The organism is Clostridium estertheticum (assembly GCF_018861295.1).
GTDB classification, from domain to species: domain Bacteria; phylum Bacillota; class Clostridia; order Clostridiales; family Clostridiaceae; genus Clostridium_AD; species Clostridium_AD estertheticum_D.
In genome coordinates, this window is sequence record NZ_JAHLDM010000007.1 from 98052 (window position 1) to 113910 (window position 15859).

Here is a 15859-nt window from a genome sequence, read left to right on the forward strand (position 1 = left end):
TATACCACATCTTTCAAATAATGTCATTGACATATGTTTAATTTTGCTCTATACTATTTAAACTATATGCTAATACATATAATTTAAATAGTATATAAAGGGGTATAAAATAAGTGATTAAATTTTTGTTAGATCTAAGTTTAAAATTTGAAGACGTTGGTGTATTGATAAAAATCATAATAACAATATTTATAATAATGATATTTCATTTTTTTAAGAAAAGTATATGTTCATTTATTAATAAATCAAACTTTGATTCACTTAATACAATAAAATATAAAAAAACGTCTACACTATCCGTAAATATCTTAACTGCTGTAACTATTATACCAATATGGATGTATGAGTCTAAAGATATATTCACATTTTTAGGAATATTCTCTGCTGGACTTGCCTTTGCCTTTCGTGATCTTGTAGCAAGTTTTTTGGGATGGCTTATAATTAATACTCATAAGCCATTTAAACTCGGGGATAGAATAAAGATTGGAGAAAGTCTTGGCGACGTCGTAGCCATAGATTGGTTTTATACTACTATATCGAGGTCATGGAAAATGACAATAGAACATACGGACAAAGTACTGGAAGAATTACTCATATACCAAATATACAAATACTCACTGAAGACCTTATCAATGAAACTAACGCATTCCCTTTTACTTGGAATGAGCTTAAAATAAGCCTTACACTTACAAGTAATTGGAGAGAAGCTAAAACTATATTAATGTCTATTGCTGATGATAAAGTAGGAGATATAGAGCGAGAAGCAAAAGATTCACTAAATATAGCATCAAAAACTCTTCCTATTTATTACGAAAATCTTTCACACACAGTCTATACTTCCATGGAATCCGGAAGTGTTTGTCTAAACTTAAGGCTTATTTGCAAGGCAAGAAATTTTAGAAACTTACAACATGCCTTAGTTGAAGATATTCTAGATGAATTTTCTAAACATGAAGACATCGAATTATTATGATTATACTGTATATATTTTTTTACATTTCATAAGATTATTTTAAAAACTATCCATAATATGACACACTGTTGTCAGTTTATAAGTGATATACTTATTTCAATATATAATGAATTGAGGTATAAGAATGACTAAATTAGAATATAGAAAAGACTATAAAGAATTATATAAGGTTGAAGTTAAGAGTAGTATAATGAATTTCATCCCTGCAAAAACAATCGTATCTGGTTACTCTGATACTAACAATAATTGGTTTGGAAACAACTACAATATGAATATTTATAAAGGGTGTTGTCATGGATGCATATATTGTGATAGTCGCAGTGACTGTTATCATATAGACAATTTTGATGAGGTGCGCGCAAAAGAAAATACTCTTGCTTTAATAAATCATGATCTTAAATCAAAACGTAAAACTGGTGTGATTGCTACAGGTGCAATGAGCGATCCCTATAATCCACTAGAAAAAGAATACAAGTTAACAAGAGGTGCTCTAGCACTTATTAACATTTATGGCTTTGGCGTCTCCATTTATACGAAAAGTAATTTAATTAGACGCGATATAGATATTCTAAGTAAAATACAAACTCACTCTCCCGTTATAATTAATATTACCATTACCACCTGTGATGATGAACTATGCAAAAAAATAGAACCAAATGCACCCCTATCATCAAAGCGGTTTGCTGCAGTTAAAGATCTCACCACTAATGGAATATTTGCAGGTATACTTCTTACGCCAGTATTGCCATTTTTAGAAGATAACGAGGAAAATATAGGAAGCATAATACGCCTTGCATACGAGAGCGGAGCAAAATTTATATACCCAAGTTTTGGTGTAACCCTTAGGCAAAACCAGAGGACTTGGTATTATAAAAAACTCGATGAGCTGTTCCCTACTCTTAAACAGAAGTATATTAATCAGTATAATAATAATTATGAATGCAACTCGGCCAAAGCCTTCGAACTAAAACAATTTTTCCAAAAGGAATGTGATAAATTAGGTTTGCTTTATAAAATGAAAGACATTATAGAAGGGTACAGACATGGATATGGAAACACTCAGCTTTCCCTATTTGATTAATGAAATATCATCACGAGGAGACAACACATGAATACTATTAACTCACAGTTTGTTATGTCATTAAGTATTATTTTACTCGGATATTTTCTAAAGAAAGTAAACATTTTAAAGGAAAGCGATGGAGAAGTTATTTCCAGATTGATTTTTAATGTTACGCTTCCCTCCATTGTAATAAATGTTTTTAGTACAATGACTATAGACAAAAGCCTACTGCTTGTCCCTGTAATTAGTTTTGTATTTGGATTAATTATGGCAGCAGTTGCCCTCATTGTATTCAAAGGAGAATCAAGGCGAGAAAAAGGAATGTTAACAATGCTAGTACCTTCCTTTAATGTTGGTCTTTTCGCATATCCTATAGTAGAGTCAATATGGGGAAGGTCAGGGCTCAAATACTTTGGTATGTTTGATATGGGTAATTCTTTCATTGTTTTCGCTGTTTGTTATATCATTGCAAGCATTTATTCAAGTAGTAAAGGTGAAGTGAGTTACAAAAATATTTTCGCGAAAACTATGCACTCAATACCTTTTCTTACATACATTATTACCTTAGCTATTAATCTTTTAGGACTTAGCATTCCGAAACCCATTATACAAATTACAGGAATTTTATCCAAAGCAAATATGCCTCTCGCATTACTAGCACTTGGGTTATACCTAAGCTTCTCCTTTAAAAAGACATATTTGAAAAACATGGCCAAGATAATTGCTTTAAGATACATAATTGGATTTGGAGTGGGTATACTCATTTATAATTTAGTACCCTTAGATCCAATGTTTAAAAAAACCATGCTAATTGGTCTTATATTACCAATAAGTTTTACAGTTATTCCTTACTCAGTAGAATTTGACTACGATACTAGGTTTGTAGGAACTGTAAATAACTTGACAATTATAATAAGCTTTATACTCATGTGGGCGATTATTGCTTTTGTTTAGTATACAAAACTGTCCACTATGTTACCAAATTATAAGCTGGATCGCAATATATATTGCGATCCTATTTTATTATTTAATTCTTCCTACTAACTATAACAGACAACTGGACTCCCTGTATCAATGTTGTCAAATATCGCTTTTGCTAAATAATATGGCGAATTTATGCACCCATGCGACCCATTTGACTTATATATCTTTCCTCCAAACACACTTCGCCAACTTGCATCGTGAATTCCTATACCTCCGTTAAATGGCATCCAAAAATCAACTGGGGAAGCATATCCTTGACCTACAAGAGTAGCATTTTTTTCTTTGTATTTTAACCTATAAATACCATCGGGTGTTCCATGATTAGAACCTATATTACCTGTAACAATATCACCTTGAACTATCAGAGACCCATTTTTATAAAACCATAAGTGCTGCGCTTTCAGATCTATTTCTACATAGGTATTGCCGATATCATTTTTGCCATGAGCTAAAGCAGTTTGAATATATGTGGGTTCTTTAGATATAGTTTTTCCTTCCTTTATTATTGAAATCAAAGCTTGCGTTTCTTTAACATTATTAATAGACCAGCCATAATCACCCCCACCTATTTTTATTGCGTTTCCTGATGATGTAACAAAATTTCTATCCTTGCCAATTGTACTGTAATTTTGGGAAAGTACATCTATATATTTTTCGACTTCTTTTTCATTAAATGTGACCTCAAACTTCTTATCAACTGTAAGCCACTTATTTATTTCAGAACCATCTAAAAGTTCCTTATTTCCTCCAAATGTATATGTAATTTTTGAAAATACATATTTATTAAGTTTATTTTTAGCTTCAATAACTTTTGGAGAATTTAAAGTATATGACGGCTTAACATAACAATTGATTGACTCAAGGTTTATTGTATTTTTTTCATTAAGTATTGCACCTGTCACATTATCATATAAAATGTCTTTATTAACCTTGTTACCACTCACTTCACCTACAATTACATAACCATTACCTGTATACTTAAGACTTGGATTTTTAGGTTCAATTATATAATCGCTATTAAAACAAGTAAGCTTATCCACTCGCTTCTTTAATAGGTTCTTGTCATATTTAACTCCTTCAATCATTTTAGAATCTTCTATATTAAAGAATGATGAAATCCATTTATAAGGATTCTGTCTATCTTTTAGTTCATTAAATTTACCATCCGAATTATACTTTAAACCAATTTCGCCTGCTTTAATTTGTTCATTTTTACCTCCTCGTTCCTTTATATTTATCTTATATGTATTAATCTCAGTTGTCATTTGTTTATTTACATCCTCCACACTTTCACATGAAACATTAATACAGTTTATTACTGAACCAAAATAAAAATGATTCATGAAAAATATTACCATTCCAAAATATATAACAAGTAAAGTTAAAATAGAAATTATAATACCCACAACAATTTTCTTATGCTTTTTTATTAATCCTAATGTTGATTTTTCTACTTCTGTTTCCATAACATCCGCCCCTTTAAATAACAAAATAATTTATTATTGACCTTTTTAAATCTACATTTCAGTTTATGCAATAACCAACCAATATAAACCAATTATTATTAATATTTTATGAATACAGAAAAAAGGGCAAGGAAGTCTATTTATTAAACATAAGTTGATTTATCTTCACTCTTATGCTAATATATCATTTGGAACATTTAGGAGGCTAAATATAATTATGGGTAATGAGGAAATGTGGATCGGCTATTGGTTAACAAAATCAGTAAGACTTTTAAATAAATTTCATGATAATAAATTACAAAAATATGATCTTACCTCTTCACAAGTAGCAGTACTTCAAAAACTCTGGGGCGAAGATGGAAAGACTCAAAAGCAACTTCAAGAAAACCTAGGACTAACACCAGCTTCAGTTTCTGGAATTCTAGATACCCTTGCAAATAAAGGTTTTATAGTTAGAAAACACGATGAAATAGATTCAAGAGTTAATAGAATATACCTAACTCTCGAAGGTGCTAAACTAGAAAAACTATGTCACGGCATCATTAATGAAATAGAGAAAACAATATCTGAGGGTTTCACTTGCGATGAGATAAAAATCTTTATAGCTTGGACAAAGAAAATGCATAAAAACATATGTAAAAATGATATAAAAAGTAATTTAAAATAGTTAGGAAACTAAAGAATATTAATTAAAAGGTGGTATTTTATATGGATAATTCAAATGAATTAGCGACTGAGAAGGTTGGATCCCTTCTTTGGAAATTTTCGATTCCTGCAATAATAGGAATGCTTGTAAATGCTTTGTACAGTGTGGTAGATAGAATTTTTATTGGTAGGGGTGTTCCTGATCCACTCGCTCTATCTGGAGTCGCTATAACCTTTCCAATTACAAATGTTATAATGGCCTTTGGAATGCTTGTTGGAATAGGTGGAGCAGCTGTAGTTTCTATTAAACTGGGACAGAATAAAAAAGAAGATGCAGAAAAGATACTTGGAAATGCCTTTGTACTTGTAGTTATAATGTCTATAGTCGTAAGTATAATAGGCCTTATATTTCTAGAACCAATACTAGTACTTTTGGGAGCTAGCACAGATACAATGCCTTATGCTAAACAATTCGGGTTCATAATATTACTAGGGGTTATACTTCAAAATTTAGGTTTTGGTATGAATCCATTTATACGTTCAGAAGGTAATGCACTTATGGCAATGGTTACAATGCTTATCGGTGCTATACTGAATTTTATATTAAATCCTATATTTATTTTCGGTCTTCATATGGGAGTGGTTGGTTCAGCACTAGCTACTATAATTTCTCAAGCTGTGTGTTCTATTTGGGTTCTTTTATACTTTTTACGAGGAAAAAGCGTTTTAAAATTAAGAAGAAAAAATATGAAGTTGCAAATGAAAATTGTGAAAGAAATATTAGAAATAGGAATGTCTCCATTTGCTATGCAAATGGCTGCCGGTCTTATTACTGTAACATTTAATAAGAGCTTAAAAAAATATGGTGGTGATTTAGCAATAGGTGCTTTTTCATTAATAAATAGCATAAATATGTTGATTATGATGCCAATTTTTGGCTTAAATCAAGGAGCACAACCAATTATAGGTTATAACTACGGTGCTAAAAGTTACAAGAGGGTTAAATTAGCCTTAAAATATGCAGCTATTATAGCTACCCTTATGTCCGTTGTAGGATTTGTGATTGTTCAGCTTTTCTCAGTTCAAATCATAAGTATATTTAATAACACTGATAAAGAGCTTATAGATCTTGGTTCTAGAGGAATAAGAATATTTCTTATAATGCTTCCTTTAATAGGTTCACAAGTTGTATTTACAAATTATTTTCAGGCAGTAGGAAAAGCTAAGATTTCTATTTTTTTAAGTCTTTTAAGGCAAATTATAGTACTTTTTCCATTAATACTTTTGATGCCACATTTCTTTAAATTAGATGGAATTTGGATGGCTGGTCCAGCATCTGACTTTATCGCTTTTATAATAACAATTATAATAATAGTAGCAGATATAAAGAGTATGAATAAACATGAGCTAAGTTTAGAGCGAATTAAATTATCTACTGAAATGTCGTTAAATAAAACGATTTAAGTAACTATTTAGATAGAATAAAAAAACAGATGCAATTTCGCATCTGTTTTTTTATTTATTATTCATTATTTATTTAGTTGTTTTAACAATGTACCAAGTTGCTTAATATATTCTCCATATTTTGCCCAATCTAAACTTTTTTGAGCATCAAGTGCTTTAGTATATAAATCATTTGCCTGCTTAATTAATTTAGTTTCAGTTTGGGTTAATGGAACAGTCGTCGTAGTTCCCTTTTCAGTTTTAACTACTGTATTTGGTGCCTTATAATTAAATATTTGTTCTAGTCCACTTTCAATATTATCAACCATCAGTAACTTGCTGTCGTATGAAATTATTATTTTTTTCATTTCAGGAATACTGTTTTTTCCACTAGCTCTTAAATAGACAGGTTCAATATAAAGTAACGAATTCTTTATTGGCAAAATAACAGTGTCTCCATATTGTACTTGAGATCCTCCTGTATTCCATAAAGAAAGCTGCGCTGAAATCGTAGTATCCTGACTTATCCTTTGCTTAAATTGGAACGGACTGTAAACCGTTGTTTCCGATGCTGGAAATTTATTTAGGAACAGTTTACCATAATTTTCTCCATCCATTCTGGCCCCTAAAATTGCTGTCATGTTATATTTTCCTTTTACATTAAAATATTGTTGAAGTATCATCTCTTCACTATCCATTCCTGGTAATTTTTCTACAAGGTATGGCGGAATAGTTGTTTTAACATCAGCACCTACAGCGGTTGCATTCTTGGAAACATCCCAAAAATCTTCCCCATTATAAAACACTCCAGCATCAGTTACATGGTATTTACTGAGTACTGCACTTTGAATGCTAAATATATCAGATGGATACCTAAAATGCGATTTAATGTCAGCTGGAACCTTCGACATATCCTTAAACAGTTTCGGGAATGTTTTTGCGTAAGTTTGCACAATTGGGTCAGTTGAATCTGATATATAAAAATTTGTATCTCCATCATAAGCATCAATTACAACCTTAACTGAATTTCTAATATAGTTTACCCCATTTTGTGGTTGCGAGTACGGATATTTAGATGATGTTGTGTATGCGTCAATTATATAGTATATTTTCCCCCCGCTTACAACAACATAAGGATCTTTGTCATAAGTTAAAAATGGAGCTACACTCTTTACCCTTTCAACTATATTTCTGTTAATAAGGATTTTACTTGTACTCTTAATATCCCTTGATAATAGGAAGTTTAACTCTCCCTTATTTATTGCAAACAAAAGTTTATTACCTAAATTCATTTTAATTCCAGCTTCTCCAACATAATTTGCTATTTTGTTGGCTCCACCTTGAGGATAATCAAACTCGCTTACCTTAGTATTTACTAATGCATAGTCATTTGTTTTTTCTCCAAAATAAATTCTTGGATTAGTTAGTTTGATATCTGTACTGTTTGCTATAGGCATATCCTTTATTACAAAATCAGGTTGCCCCTCTGTCGTAACAGCATTTACCTTACTCATTACAACCCCATACCCATGTGTATAAATCATATGAGTATTCTGCCAAGTAATTGGCTCTAATGATTTTGAATCTATTTCTCTTGCCGCAACCAATACTTGACTATATTTATTGTTTATTTTATATCTATCTACATCTATATCGGTAAAACTATAGTAATACCTTAATATTTGAACTTGGTTATAAAATTCAAGTGCCTGTGTAGATGAATTTAATTTAATATTATCTATTGTCTTCTTATTACTTGAAATATCCTCTTGTTTCAAATCATTTTTTATATTAAAAGGTGTTGTAGTAATATTTTCTATATTAAATGCTTTTTTTGTAAAATCAATATTATTTTGAATATATGGTTTTTCAAGTTCCTTTTGATTTGGTTTTACAATACTGCTTTGAACTACAGCTGCTGATATTACTTGTACAAAACTTATTAAAACTATGGCGGCAGCTGAAATTATTATGGGCTTAACCTTTGATTTTAAAACATTTATAAATATTACAACTGCAGCAACAATGCAAGTCACAATCAGTATTTTGTAAAATAGTAGTGTTACATGAATATCTGTGTAGCTTGCACCATATGCAACTCCACTAGGGCTATACACTAAATTAAATGAATTTAATAAATATCCAAGTGAAAGAAAAAATGCTATGAGTGAAGCTATTATTGCAATTTGTTTTCCTGCAAATACACTAAGTTCTTTAAATGTTGACTTAATGTCATCGAAAGGATTTGATATTTTACCTGCATTAAATGTATTTTTCGTTTTAAATACAAAGAATACCATTACTTTAATAATAATTAACAGTACTAATAATGTCATTATAAAACTATATAATGATTGAATTAAAGGAAGTTTAAAAATATAAAAAGACACATCCAAATTAAAAATAGGGTCTTTCACATTAAAACTAACTGCATTTATGAATTGAAGAAGCATATACCAATATGTGGATGAAAAAGCAAACGAAAATACAAGTGAAACAAATAAATTACTTGCTATAAAAATTTTATTTTCAATAACATCTTTTTTTGTATTTACCTCTACTACTTTTTTCATATGCACAATACTCTTTTTTATACCCTTATAGTATAACAATATACCAACATAACTAAGGATAAAAACAGGTACCATAAGTTTTAACACTGTAAGTATTTTTGTGAAGTATACTGAAAGGTAACCCATTGTATTAAACCACTCAATATTAATAATTATTTGAGCTATATTACCTATAGAAAATAAGCATACCAAAATAATTATAATTATAGAAGATAGAATAAACTTTTTTTTCTTACTCATAAACTCACCTCTTATTTATTTTTATTTTTTATTTTTTTATGTATTTTTAATATATCTTATATACATTATATCTTATATTTATCCAATCTACATTATTTTAATATTTTTTTTATAAGTTTTATTCTATTTCCATACGGAGGGAAAATAAGTTTTATATCTATAGAAGTACTTTTCTTTAGTATACTTTTTCTGTGAGAGAAAGTTTCAAAACTATCTCTTCCATGATACGCACCCATTCCAGAATTTCCAACTCCGCCAAAAGGCATGTTTGAACCTGCAACATGAGATATAGTATCATTTACGCACCCTCCACCAAAAGAAATTCTACCCAAAACAGAGGTCTCCACTTTTTTATCTTCTGTGAAAACATATAATGCTAATGGCTTTGGTCTATTATTTATCATTTCAATAACTTCTTCTAAATTCTCATATTCTAGTATTGGCATAATTGGCCCAAATATTTCATCTTGCATAACTGCATCCTGAAAGTCTACATTATCAATAATTGTTGGTTCAATGTACAAAGTACCTGCATTGGAATGGCCACCATAAATAATTTTATTCTTGTCTTTCTCAATTATTGAAGCTAATCTTTCAAACTGACTACCGCTCACAATTCTGCCGTAGTCAATGCTTTTAGAAGCATCCTCACCATAAAAACTTATCGCTGTGCTTTTTAACTGTTCTATAAAACTTTCTTTTATAGCTTTGTGCACAAATATATAATCCGGAGCTATACAAGTTTGTCCTGAATTTACAAGTTTGCCCCATAATATCCTCTTAGCTGCTATTTCTAAATTAGCAGTTTTATCTACTATTACCGGACTTTTCCCACCTAGTTCAAGTGTTATAGGGACGAGATTTTCCGCAGCTGCCCTCATCACTATTCTACCAACCTGTACGCTACCTGTAAAGAATATGTAATCAAATGCTGAATTAATAAGGGCAGAAGTAGTTTCTTTTTCCCCCTCAATAACTCGTATATAGTTTTTTTCAAAAGTTTGCTCAATTATTTTTTTTACTAATCCTGAAACAGTAGGTGTATTTTCAGATGGTTTTAAAACAGCACAATTTCCAGCGGCTATAGCCCCTACTAATGGCTCAATTAAAAGCTGAAAAGGGTAATTAAATGGTCCTATAATAAGCACTGTTCCATAGGGTTCATACATAATATACCCCTTAGATGGAAACTGATGTATAGGAGTCCTCACTCTTTTAGTCTTAGCCCACTTCTTTAAATGTTTTGTAAAATTACCTATACTATCCAAAACAAAACCAATCTCGGTACCATAGGCTTCAAATTCACTTTTTCCTAAATCCCTATACAATGCATTTATTATCTCTTTCTCATATTTTTTTATTACACTTTTTAGCTTCTTAAGTGCAGATATTCTATATTCTATATTCCTTGTTTCTCCTAAAATAAAAAACTTATTATGTTCATTAAGCATACTTTCTACTATTTCTTTATCAATTATATCCATATTAGAACCCCCATTTGATTATTAACTTATTGTAATTATAAGTATATAATCCTTATAACACAATTCTAGTCAAAAAAAGAAATAAAAAGAACTAAGTTCTTTTTATTTCTTTGGTTTACTTTTTATAATCAAATTAAATATAAATTAACTAACTTCTTGCAAATATCTCTTGAAATTCAACACCTTCAAGCTTTTCTTTTATTAGAAGTTCTTCTGCAACTGCGTTAAGTTTGCTTCTATTATCAGTTAAAAGCGTCAACGCTTTTGTATATGCTACATCTATAAGTTTCTTTATTTCTATATCTATTTTGTATGCTGTTTCTTCGCTGTATTTTCTATCTTTACCCATATCTCTTCCAAGGAATACCTCATCACTACCTGAACCAAATGCTATTGTTCCAAGAGTGTCACTCATTCCATAGTCCATTACCATTTGTCTTGCGATTCCTGTGGCTCTTTCGATATCATTACTAGCACCAGTACTTATATCACCAATAACTAGTTTTTCTGCAACTCTACCACCGAGTAACCCCACAATTTCTTCTTCAAGTCTTGACCTAGACATATACGATCTATCTTCTTCTGGAAGACGCATAGTATATCCACCAGCCCTTCCTCTTGGAACTATACTTATCTGATGAACAGGATCAGAATTTGGAAGTAAATTCATTACAATTGCATGGCCTGCTTCATGGTATGCTGTAAGTTTTCTATCAACTTCACTAACAACTCTACTCTTCTTTTCAGGTCCAGCCATTATTCTTGTAGCTGCTTCTTCAAGTTCTTCCATTCCAATTAGCTTTTTATCTCTTCGCACAGTTAAAAGTGCTGATTCATTCATTAAGTTTTCAATATCTGCACCTGTAAATCCAGGTGTTCTTTTAGCAAGTACGCTAAGCTTAACTTCAGGTTCAAGATGCTTATTTTTAGAATGAACTGCAAGTATTGCCTCTCTACCTTTTCTATCAGGTACCCCAACAAGAATTTGTCTATCAAATCTACCTGGCCTTAGTAGTGCTGGATCAAGTACATCCGCTCTATTGGTAGCTGCAATCATTATTATTCCTTCATTTTCTCCAAACCCATCCATCTCAACTAGAAGTTGGTTTAATGTCTGTTCTCTTTCATCATTTCCACCACCAACACCTGCACCTCTTTGTCTTCCTACAGCATCAATTTCATCTATAAAAATTATACAAGGTGAATTCTTTTTTGCCTGTTCAAATAAATCTCTGACTCTAGAAGCTCCAACACCGACAAACATTTCTACAAAATCCGAACCTGAGATGCTAAAAAATGGGACTCCAGCCTCTCCAGATATTGCTCTTGCAAGGAGTGTTTTACCAGTTCCTGGAGGTCCTATTAATAAGACTCCCTTTGGTATACGAGCTCCCATTTCCATATATCTTTTAGGTTGCTTTAAGAAATCAACTATCTCCGCAAGCTCAGCTTTCTCTTCATCCGCTCCTGCAACATCATCAAAACTTACCTTTTTCTTATTAGGATCGGCAAGTTTTGCTTTACTTTTACCAAATTTCATCACACCACCGCTTCCACCGGCGCCTTTTGACTGTTTCATAAATATAAATCCAAAACCTACAAGCATTAAAATCAATAATACATTAGGCAAGTACTGTAACCACATTGGAATAGTTGGTGGTTTTACGTATGTTTCCTCAACACTTGCACTCTTTGGGTGATCTTTAATAAATTGAAATAGTCTGGCAGATGGAACAATTGTTTTATATGTAGATCCATTTTTTAATGTTCCCGAAACCGACATTTGATCTGTTTCAACCACAAAACTTTTTATAGTATTATTTGTCCAATTACTTTGAAATTGATTAAAATTAATAATAGTTGATTTCTGATCTGTTTTAGAAAACATAAATACTGCAACAATAACAAAAATTATAGTCCATGCAGCAATACCTGATCTTTTTTTCATCAGAGAACACCTCTCTTTCTCAATATATTACTTAACCTCTTATGTTCTTAGTCCTTAACTTATTGTATACTTAACCATAAAAAATAATTCTATTGATTTAATAATACCTTCTACATTATATCCTTAATTGCCATAACTTCATAATAAAGTTTAATTTTTTTAATTTTTTTTTACTTATCCCATTATTTTAACCTTTCCACCCCTCCATATACTATGTTTATAAATGAGAGTATATCATAGCTATTATCAAAACACAACAGTTTCAAAACTACTTTGTTCAGTTATGTTGAAATAAAATTTTCATTGTGTTATATTTATAGAAAATCGAGAACGGGGTGGCAAAAGTATGGATATAATAAACAAATCCGATTTTGTTGAAAATATCAAAGAAAAAATTCCAGTAAAACTTGGAAGGCCTATTGATAAGCTACGTGATCTCGCTATTCTTAGAGCAGCCTTAGAGCTCGTGGCAGAGCAAGGATACGATTCTGTAACCATGGACGCCATAGCCCTGCGTGCCCATGCAGGAAAAGCTACCCTATACCGCAGATGGAAGTCTAAACCATATCTTATTGCAGAAGCTATAACATTTATCATGCCCCGCGTGCAGAAGTTTGATCCTACCCGTTGCGACGACAATTTGAGAAATTATTTATGTGAATTACTTAGCACATATTTCGGGGTAGACGACGAAGTTAGGCAAAAGGTAATGCTCTCCATCTCAACAGCCATAAGCAGAGATAAATCATTATCCGAAGCGATTCACCTGGATTGCATAACAAACCAAACATATATATTTCGCGAGGTCATAGCATGTAGCATAAATAAAAAAATAGATGAACACCAGTTGAAACTTCTCGCCGATGTAGGCCCTGCATTATTATGTTATAAGCTTATAGCCACAGGAAAACCTATTGAAATGAAATATGTAGAACATATTGTTGATGATTTAATAATTCCACTTATATCACTGAATAGAAATTAAAAACCCTCCTAAAATATTCATTACAAAACGATTTAAGTTCTTTACCAAATTTGGTTTTACATGTATTATTATTAAAAAGAAACATACAACTTATCTTAATGGATACATACTTAAACACATATGAGAGGAGATAATAAACAATGAGAATGACAAAAATAATATGTACTTTAGGCCCTGCTGTAGACGATGATGTTTTATTAGAAGAATTAATACTCGGGGGTATGGATGTAGCAAGATTAAATTTTTCTCATGGTACTCACGCCGAGCAAAAGGTTAGAGTTGATAGAGTAAAAAGAGTTAGAGAAAAATTAAATATTCCAGTTCCATTATTGCTTGATACCAAAGGACCTGAAATTAGATTAGGTAAATTTCAAATGGGCAAAGTAACATTAAAAGAGAATAATATCTTCATACTTGTAAATGAAGATATTTTAGGAACAGAGGAAAAATCAACTATCTCCCACAAAGAGTTATATAAAGATGTTAAAGTTGGAACTAAAATATTAATAAATGATGGACTTGTAGCCATAGAAGTCCAAAAAGTTGTAGGAAAGGACATACATTGCATAATATTAAATGGCGGTGACATAAGTAATAACAAAGGAGTCAATATTCCCGAGACAGATACCCATTTACCTGCAATAACAAATCAGGACATTGAGGATATAAGATTTGCTATAGAAAATGAATTTGATTTTATTGCTTGTTCTTTTGTACGAAAAGCAACAGACGTAAATGAAGTTAGAAAAATATTAAAGAAATATGGTGGACAAGATATAAGGATAATTTCAAAAATTGAAAATAGAGAAGGAGTAAATAATTTTGATGAAATACTAGCGGTTTCTGATGGAATTATGGTAGCTAGAGGAGATCTAGGCGTAGAGATACCTACAGAAGAAGTTCCTCTTGTTCAAAAAATGATAATCAAGAAATGCTATAACTATGGTAAACCAGTAATAACCGCAACTCAAATGCTAGATTCAATGATTGTAAATCCAAGACCAACTAGAGCAGAATCTAGTGATGTTGCAAATGCCGTTTATGATGGAACTAGTGCAATTATGCTTTCTGGTGAAAGTGCCATGGGTAAATACCCCATTGAAAGTGTAAAAACTATGGTAAGAATAGCTCAAATGGCAGACGAGTCTATAGATTATGGCAGTAAACTAGCTGCAATGAAATTTGATACAATGGAAAATATCACAAATGCTATAAGTTATGCAACTTGCACAATTGCCCTGCAGTTAAATGCAGTATCAATAATTTGCGCAACCCAATCTGGACAAACTGCTAGAATGATCTCTAGATTTAGAGCATCTTGTCCCATAATAGCAACTACATGGAATCCAAGAGTTCAAAGACAGTTAGCTATTTCCTGGGGGGTAACTCCATTACTAGTTAAAGCTGCAACAAATGTTGAAGAAATGTTTGAAATTGGTGTTAAAACAGCTTTAGATATTAAGTTAGTTAAAAAGGGAGATATTATTGTAATAACCGCTGGAGGACCAGTGGGAAAAGTTGGAACAACGAATATACTAAAAGTTGAAACAGTAGGCGAGTGATTTTAATTCCCCAATAATATAAAAAGCCAATCTAGATTAATACCTAGGTTGGCTTTGTTTGTTATAAATGCGATTTATTAACTTCTCCATCTCATACACCTACTTGACAATATAGAGTAGTGGGTGTATATTTTATCTATGCTATTAAGTAATACAAAGTAGGTGATTATTTGGCTAATTCAACGCAAATATTGAAAGGTTTACTCGAAGGATGTATTTTAAAAATTGTAAGTACCCATGAAACTTATGGTTATGAAATATGCGAAAAACTAACAGTGTATGGATTTCAAGAAGTTTCTGAAGGTAGCGTCTATCCCATTCTTATAAGACTGGAAAAGAAAAAGCTACTTTACTCTAATATGATTAAGTCACCTTTCGGACCAATGAGAAAATATTATTATCTAACTAAAGAAGGAAATATGGAATTAGAAGATTTCATATCATCTTGGGATAAAATTAAAAATAACATTGATAATGTATTGGAGGGATAGTT

Annotated in this window: 13 protein-coding genes; 9 read left to right on the forward strand and 4 right to left on the reverse strand. The window is 31.3% G+C overall.

Translation table 11 applies throughout. From position 1 onward, the window contains the following. Nucleotides 1-113 precede the first annotated feature (113 nt). From KPL54_RS26735 to KPL54_RS09195, 4 genes are all read left to right on the forward strand, one after another. Nucleotides 114-677: a mechanosensitive ion channel domain-containing protein gene (locus KPL54_RS26735; protein WP_268038377.1), complete on the forward strand. Its 564-nt coding sequence runs from the start codon at nt 114-116 to the stop codon at nt 675-677. A 44-nt stretch (nt 678-721) separates the two neighbouring features. Further along, nucleotides 722-973, forward strand: coding sequence for a hypothetical protein (locus KPL54_RS26740; RefSeq protein WP_309245371.1), 252 nt, complete (start codon nt 722-724; stop codon nt 971-973). Nucleotides 974-1163: 190 nt separating this feature from the next. Next, on the forward strand, nt 1164-2054 hold the full coding sequence (locus KPL54_RS09190) for an SPL family radical SAM protein (protein ID WP_216106384.1): 891 nt from the start codon (nt 1164-1166) through the stop codon (nt 2052-2054). A 27-nt stretch (nt 2055-2081) separates the two neighbouring features. After that, a complete protein-coding gene (locus KPL54_RS09195) occupies nt 2082-2990 on the forward strand; it encodes an AEC family transporter (RefSeq protein ID WP_071611368.1) in 909 nt (302 codons plus the stop codon). A gap of 86 nt (nt 2991-3076) precedes the next feature. Here the strand turns inward: KPL54_RS09195 and KPL54_RS09200 are convergent, their stop codons facing one another. Next, nucleotides 3077-4486 carry a L,D-transpeptidase family protein gene (locus KPL54_RS09200; RefSeq protein WP_152750132.1) on the reverse strand — a complete coding sequence of 470 codons (1410 nt, stop codon included), beginning with the start codon at nt 4484-4486 and terminating at the stop codon, nt 3077-3079. Between the two features lie 217 nt (nt 4487-4703). On the opposite strand from KPL54_RS09200, the gene KPL54_RS09205 reads away from it, so the two are divergent. Both KPL54_RS09205 and KPL54_RS09210 read left to right on the forward strand, forming a co-directional pair. Beyond that, complete coding sequence (locus KPL54_RS09205) at nt 4704-5153, forward strand: MarR family winged helix-turn-helix transcriptional regulator (RefSeq protein ID WP_152750131.1); 450 nt, start codon at nt 4704-4706, stop codon at nt 5151-5153. A 41-nt stretch (nt 5154-5194) separates the two neighbouring features. Continuing rightward, on the forward strand, nt 5195-6595 hold the full coding sequence (locus KPL54_RS09210; protein ID WP_216106283.1) for an MATE family efflux transporter: 1401 nt from the start codon (nt 5195-5197) through the stop codon (nt 6593-6595). A 65-nt stretch (nt 6596-6660) separates the two neighbouring features. On the opposite strand, the gene KPL54_RS09215 is transcribed toward KPL54_RS09210, so the two are convergent. The 3 genes from KPL54_RS09215 to ftsH all read right to left on the reverse strand — a co-directional run bounded on the left by KPL54_RS09215 (nt 6661) and on the right by ftsH (nt 12819). Beyond that, nucleotides 6661-9387, reverse strand: coding sequence for a UPF0182 family protein (locus KPL54_RS09215; RefSeq protein ID WP_216106284.1), 2727 nt, complete (start codon nt 9385-9387; stop codon nt 6661-6663). A gap of 92 nt (nt 9388-9479) precedes the next feature. Further along, entirely contained in the window at nt 9480-10871 is a 1392-nt protein-coding gene (locus KPL54_RS09220; protein ID WP_216106285.1) for an aldehyde dehydrogenase, read from the reverse strand. A gap of 148 nt (nt 10872-11019) precedes the next feature. Beyond that, a complete protein-coding gene (ftsH, locus tag KPL54_RS09225) occupies nt 11020-12819 on the reverse strand; it encodes an ATP-dependent zinc metalloprotease FtsH (protein ID WP_216106286.1) in 1800 nt (599 codons plus the stop codon). Between the two features lie 346 nt (nt 12820-13165). Between ftsH and KPL54_RS09230 the strand changes: the two genes are divergently transcribed. The 3 genes from KPL54_RS09230 to KPL54_RS09240 all read left to right on the forward strand — a co-directional run bounded on the left by KPL54_RS09230 (nt 13166) and on the right by KPL54_RS09240 (nt 15857). Next, nucleotides 13166-13804, forward strand: a complete 639-nt coding sequence (locus KPL54_RS09230) for a TetR/AcrR family transcriptional regulator (protein WP_216106287.1) — start codon at nt 13166-13168, stop codon at nt 13802-13804. Nucleotides 13805-13944: 140 nt separating this feature from the next. Further along, nucleotides 13945-15366 carry a pyruvate kinase gene (gene pyk / locus KPL54_RS09235; RefSeq protein ID WP_216106288.1) on the forward strand — a complete coding sequence of 474 codons (1422 nt, stop codon included), beginning with the start codon at nt 13945-13947 and terminating at the stop codon, nt 15364-15366. 170 nt (nt 15367-15536) lie between these two features. Continuing rightward, on the forward strand, nt 15537-15857 hold the full coding sequence (locus KPL54_RS09240; RefSeq protein ID WP_216106289.1) for a PadR family transcriptional regulator: 321 nt from the start codon (nt 15537-15539) through the stop codon (nt 15855-15857). Nucleotides 15858-15859: the final 2 nt, after the last annotated feature.

Coding starts and splice junctions, on each gene's coding strand:
- KPL54_RS09230 (WP_216106287.1), top strand. CDS start 13,166: ATGGATATAATAAACAAATCCGATTTTGTTGAAAATATCAAAGAAAAA.
- KPL54_RS09210 (WP_216106283.1), top strand. CDS start 5,195: ATGGATAATTCAAATGAATTAGCGACTGAGAAGGTTGGATCCCTTCTT.
- KPL54_RS09190 (WP_216106384.1), top strand. CDS start 1,164: ATGAATTTCATCCCTGCAAAAACAATCGTATCTGGTTACTCTGATACT.
- pyk (WP_216106288.1), top strand. CDS start 13,945: ATGAGAATGACAAAAATAATATGTACTTTAGGCCCTGCTGTAGACGAT.
- KPL54_RS09220 (WP_216106285.1), bottom strand. CDS start 10,871: ATGGATATAATTGATAAAGAAATAGTAGAAAGTATGCTTAATGAACAT.
- KPL54_RS09200 (WP_152750132.1), bottom strand. CDS start 4,486: ATGGAAACAGAAGTAGAAAAATCAACATTAGGATTAATAAAAAAGCAT.
- KPL54_RS09205 (WP_152750131.1), top strand. CDS start 4,704: ATGGGTAATGAGGAAATGTGGATCGGCTATTGGTTAACAAAATCAGTA.
- KPL54_RS09215 (WP_216106284.1), bottom strand. CDS start 9,387: ATGAGTAAGAAAAAAAAGTTTATTCTATCTTCTATAATTATAATTATT.
- KPL54_RS26740 (WP_309245371.1), top strand. CDS start 722: ATGTCTATTGCTGATGATAAAGTAGGAGATATAGAGCGAGAAGCAAAA.
- KPL54_RS09195 (WP_071611368.1), top strand. CDS start 2,082: ATGAATACTATTAACTCACAGTTTGTTATGTCATTAAGTATTATTTTA.
- ftsH (WP_216106286.1), bottom strand. CDS start 12,819: ATGAAAAAAAGATCAGGTATTGCTGCATGGACTATAATTTTTGTTATT.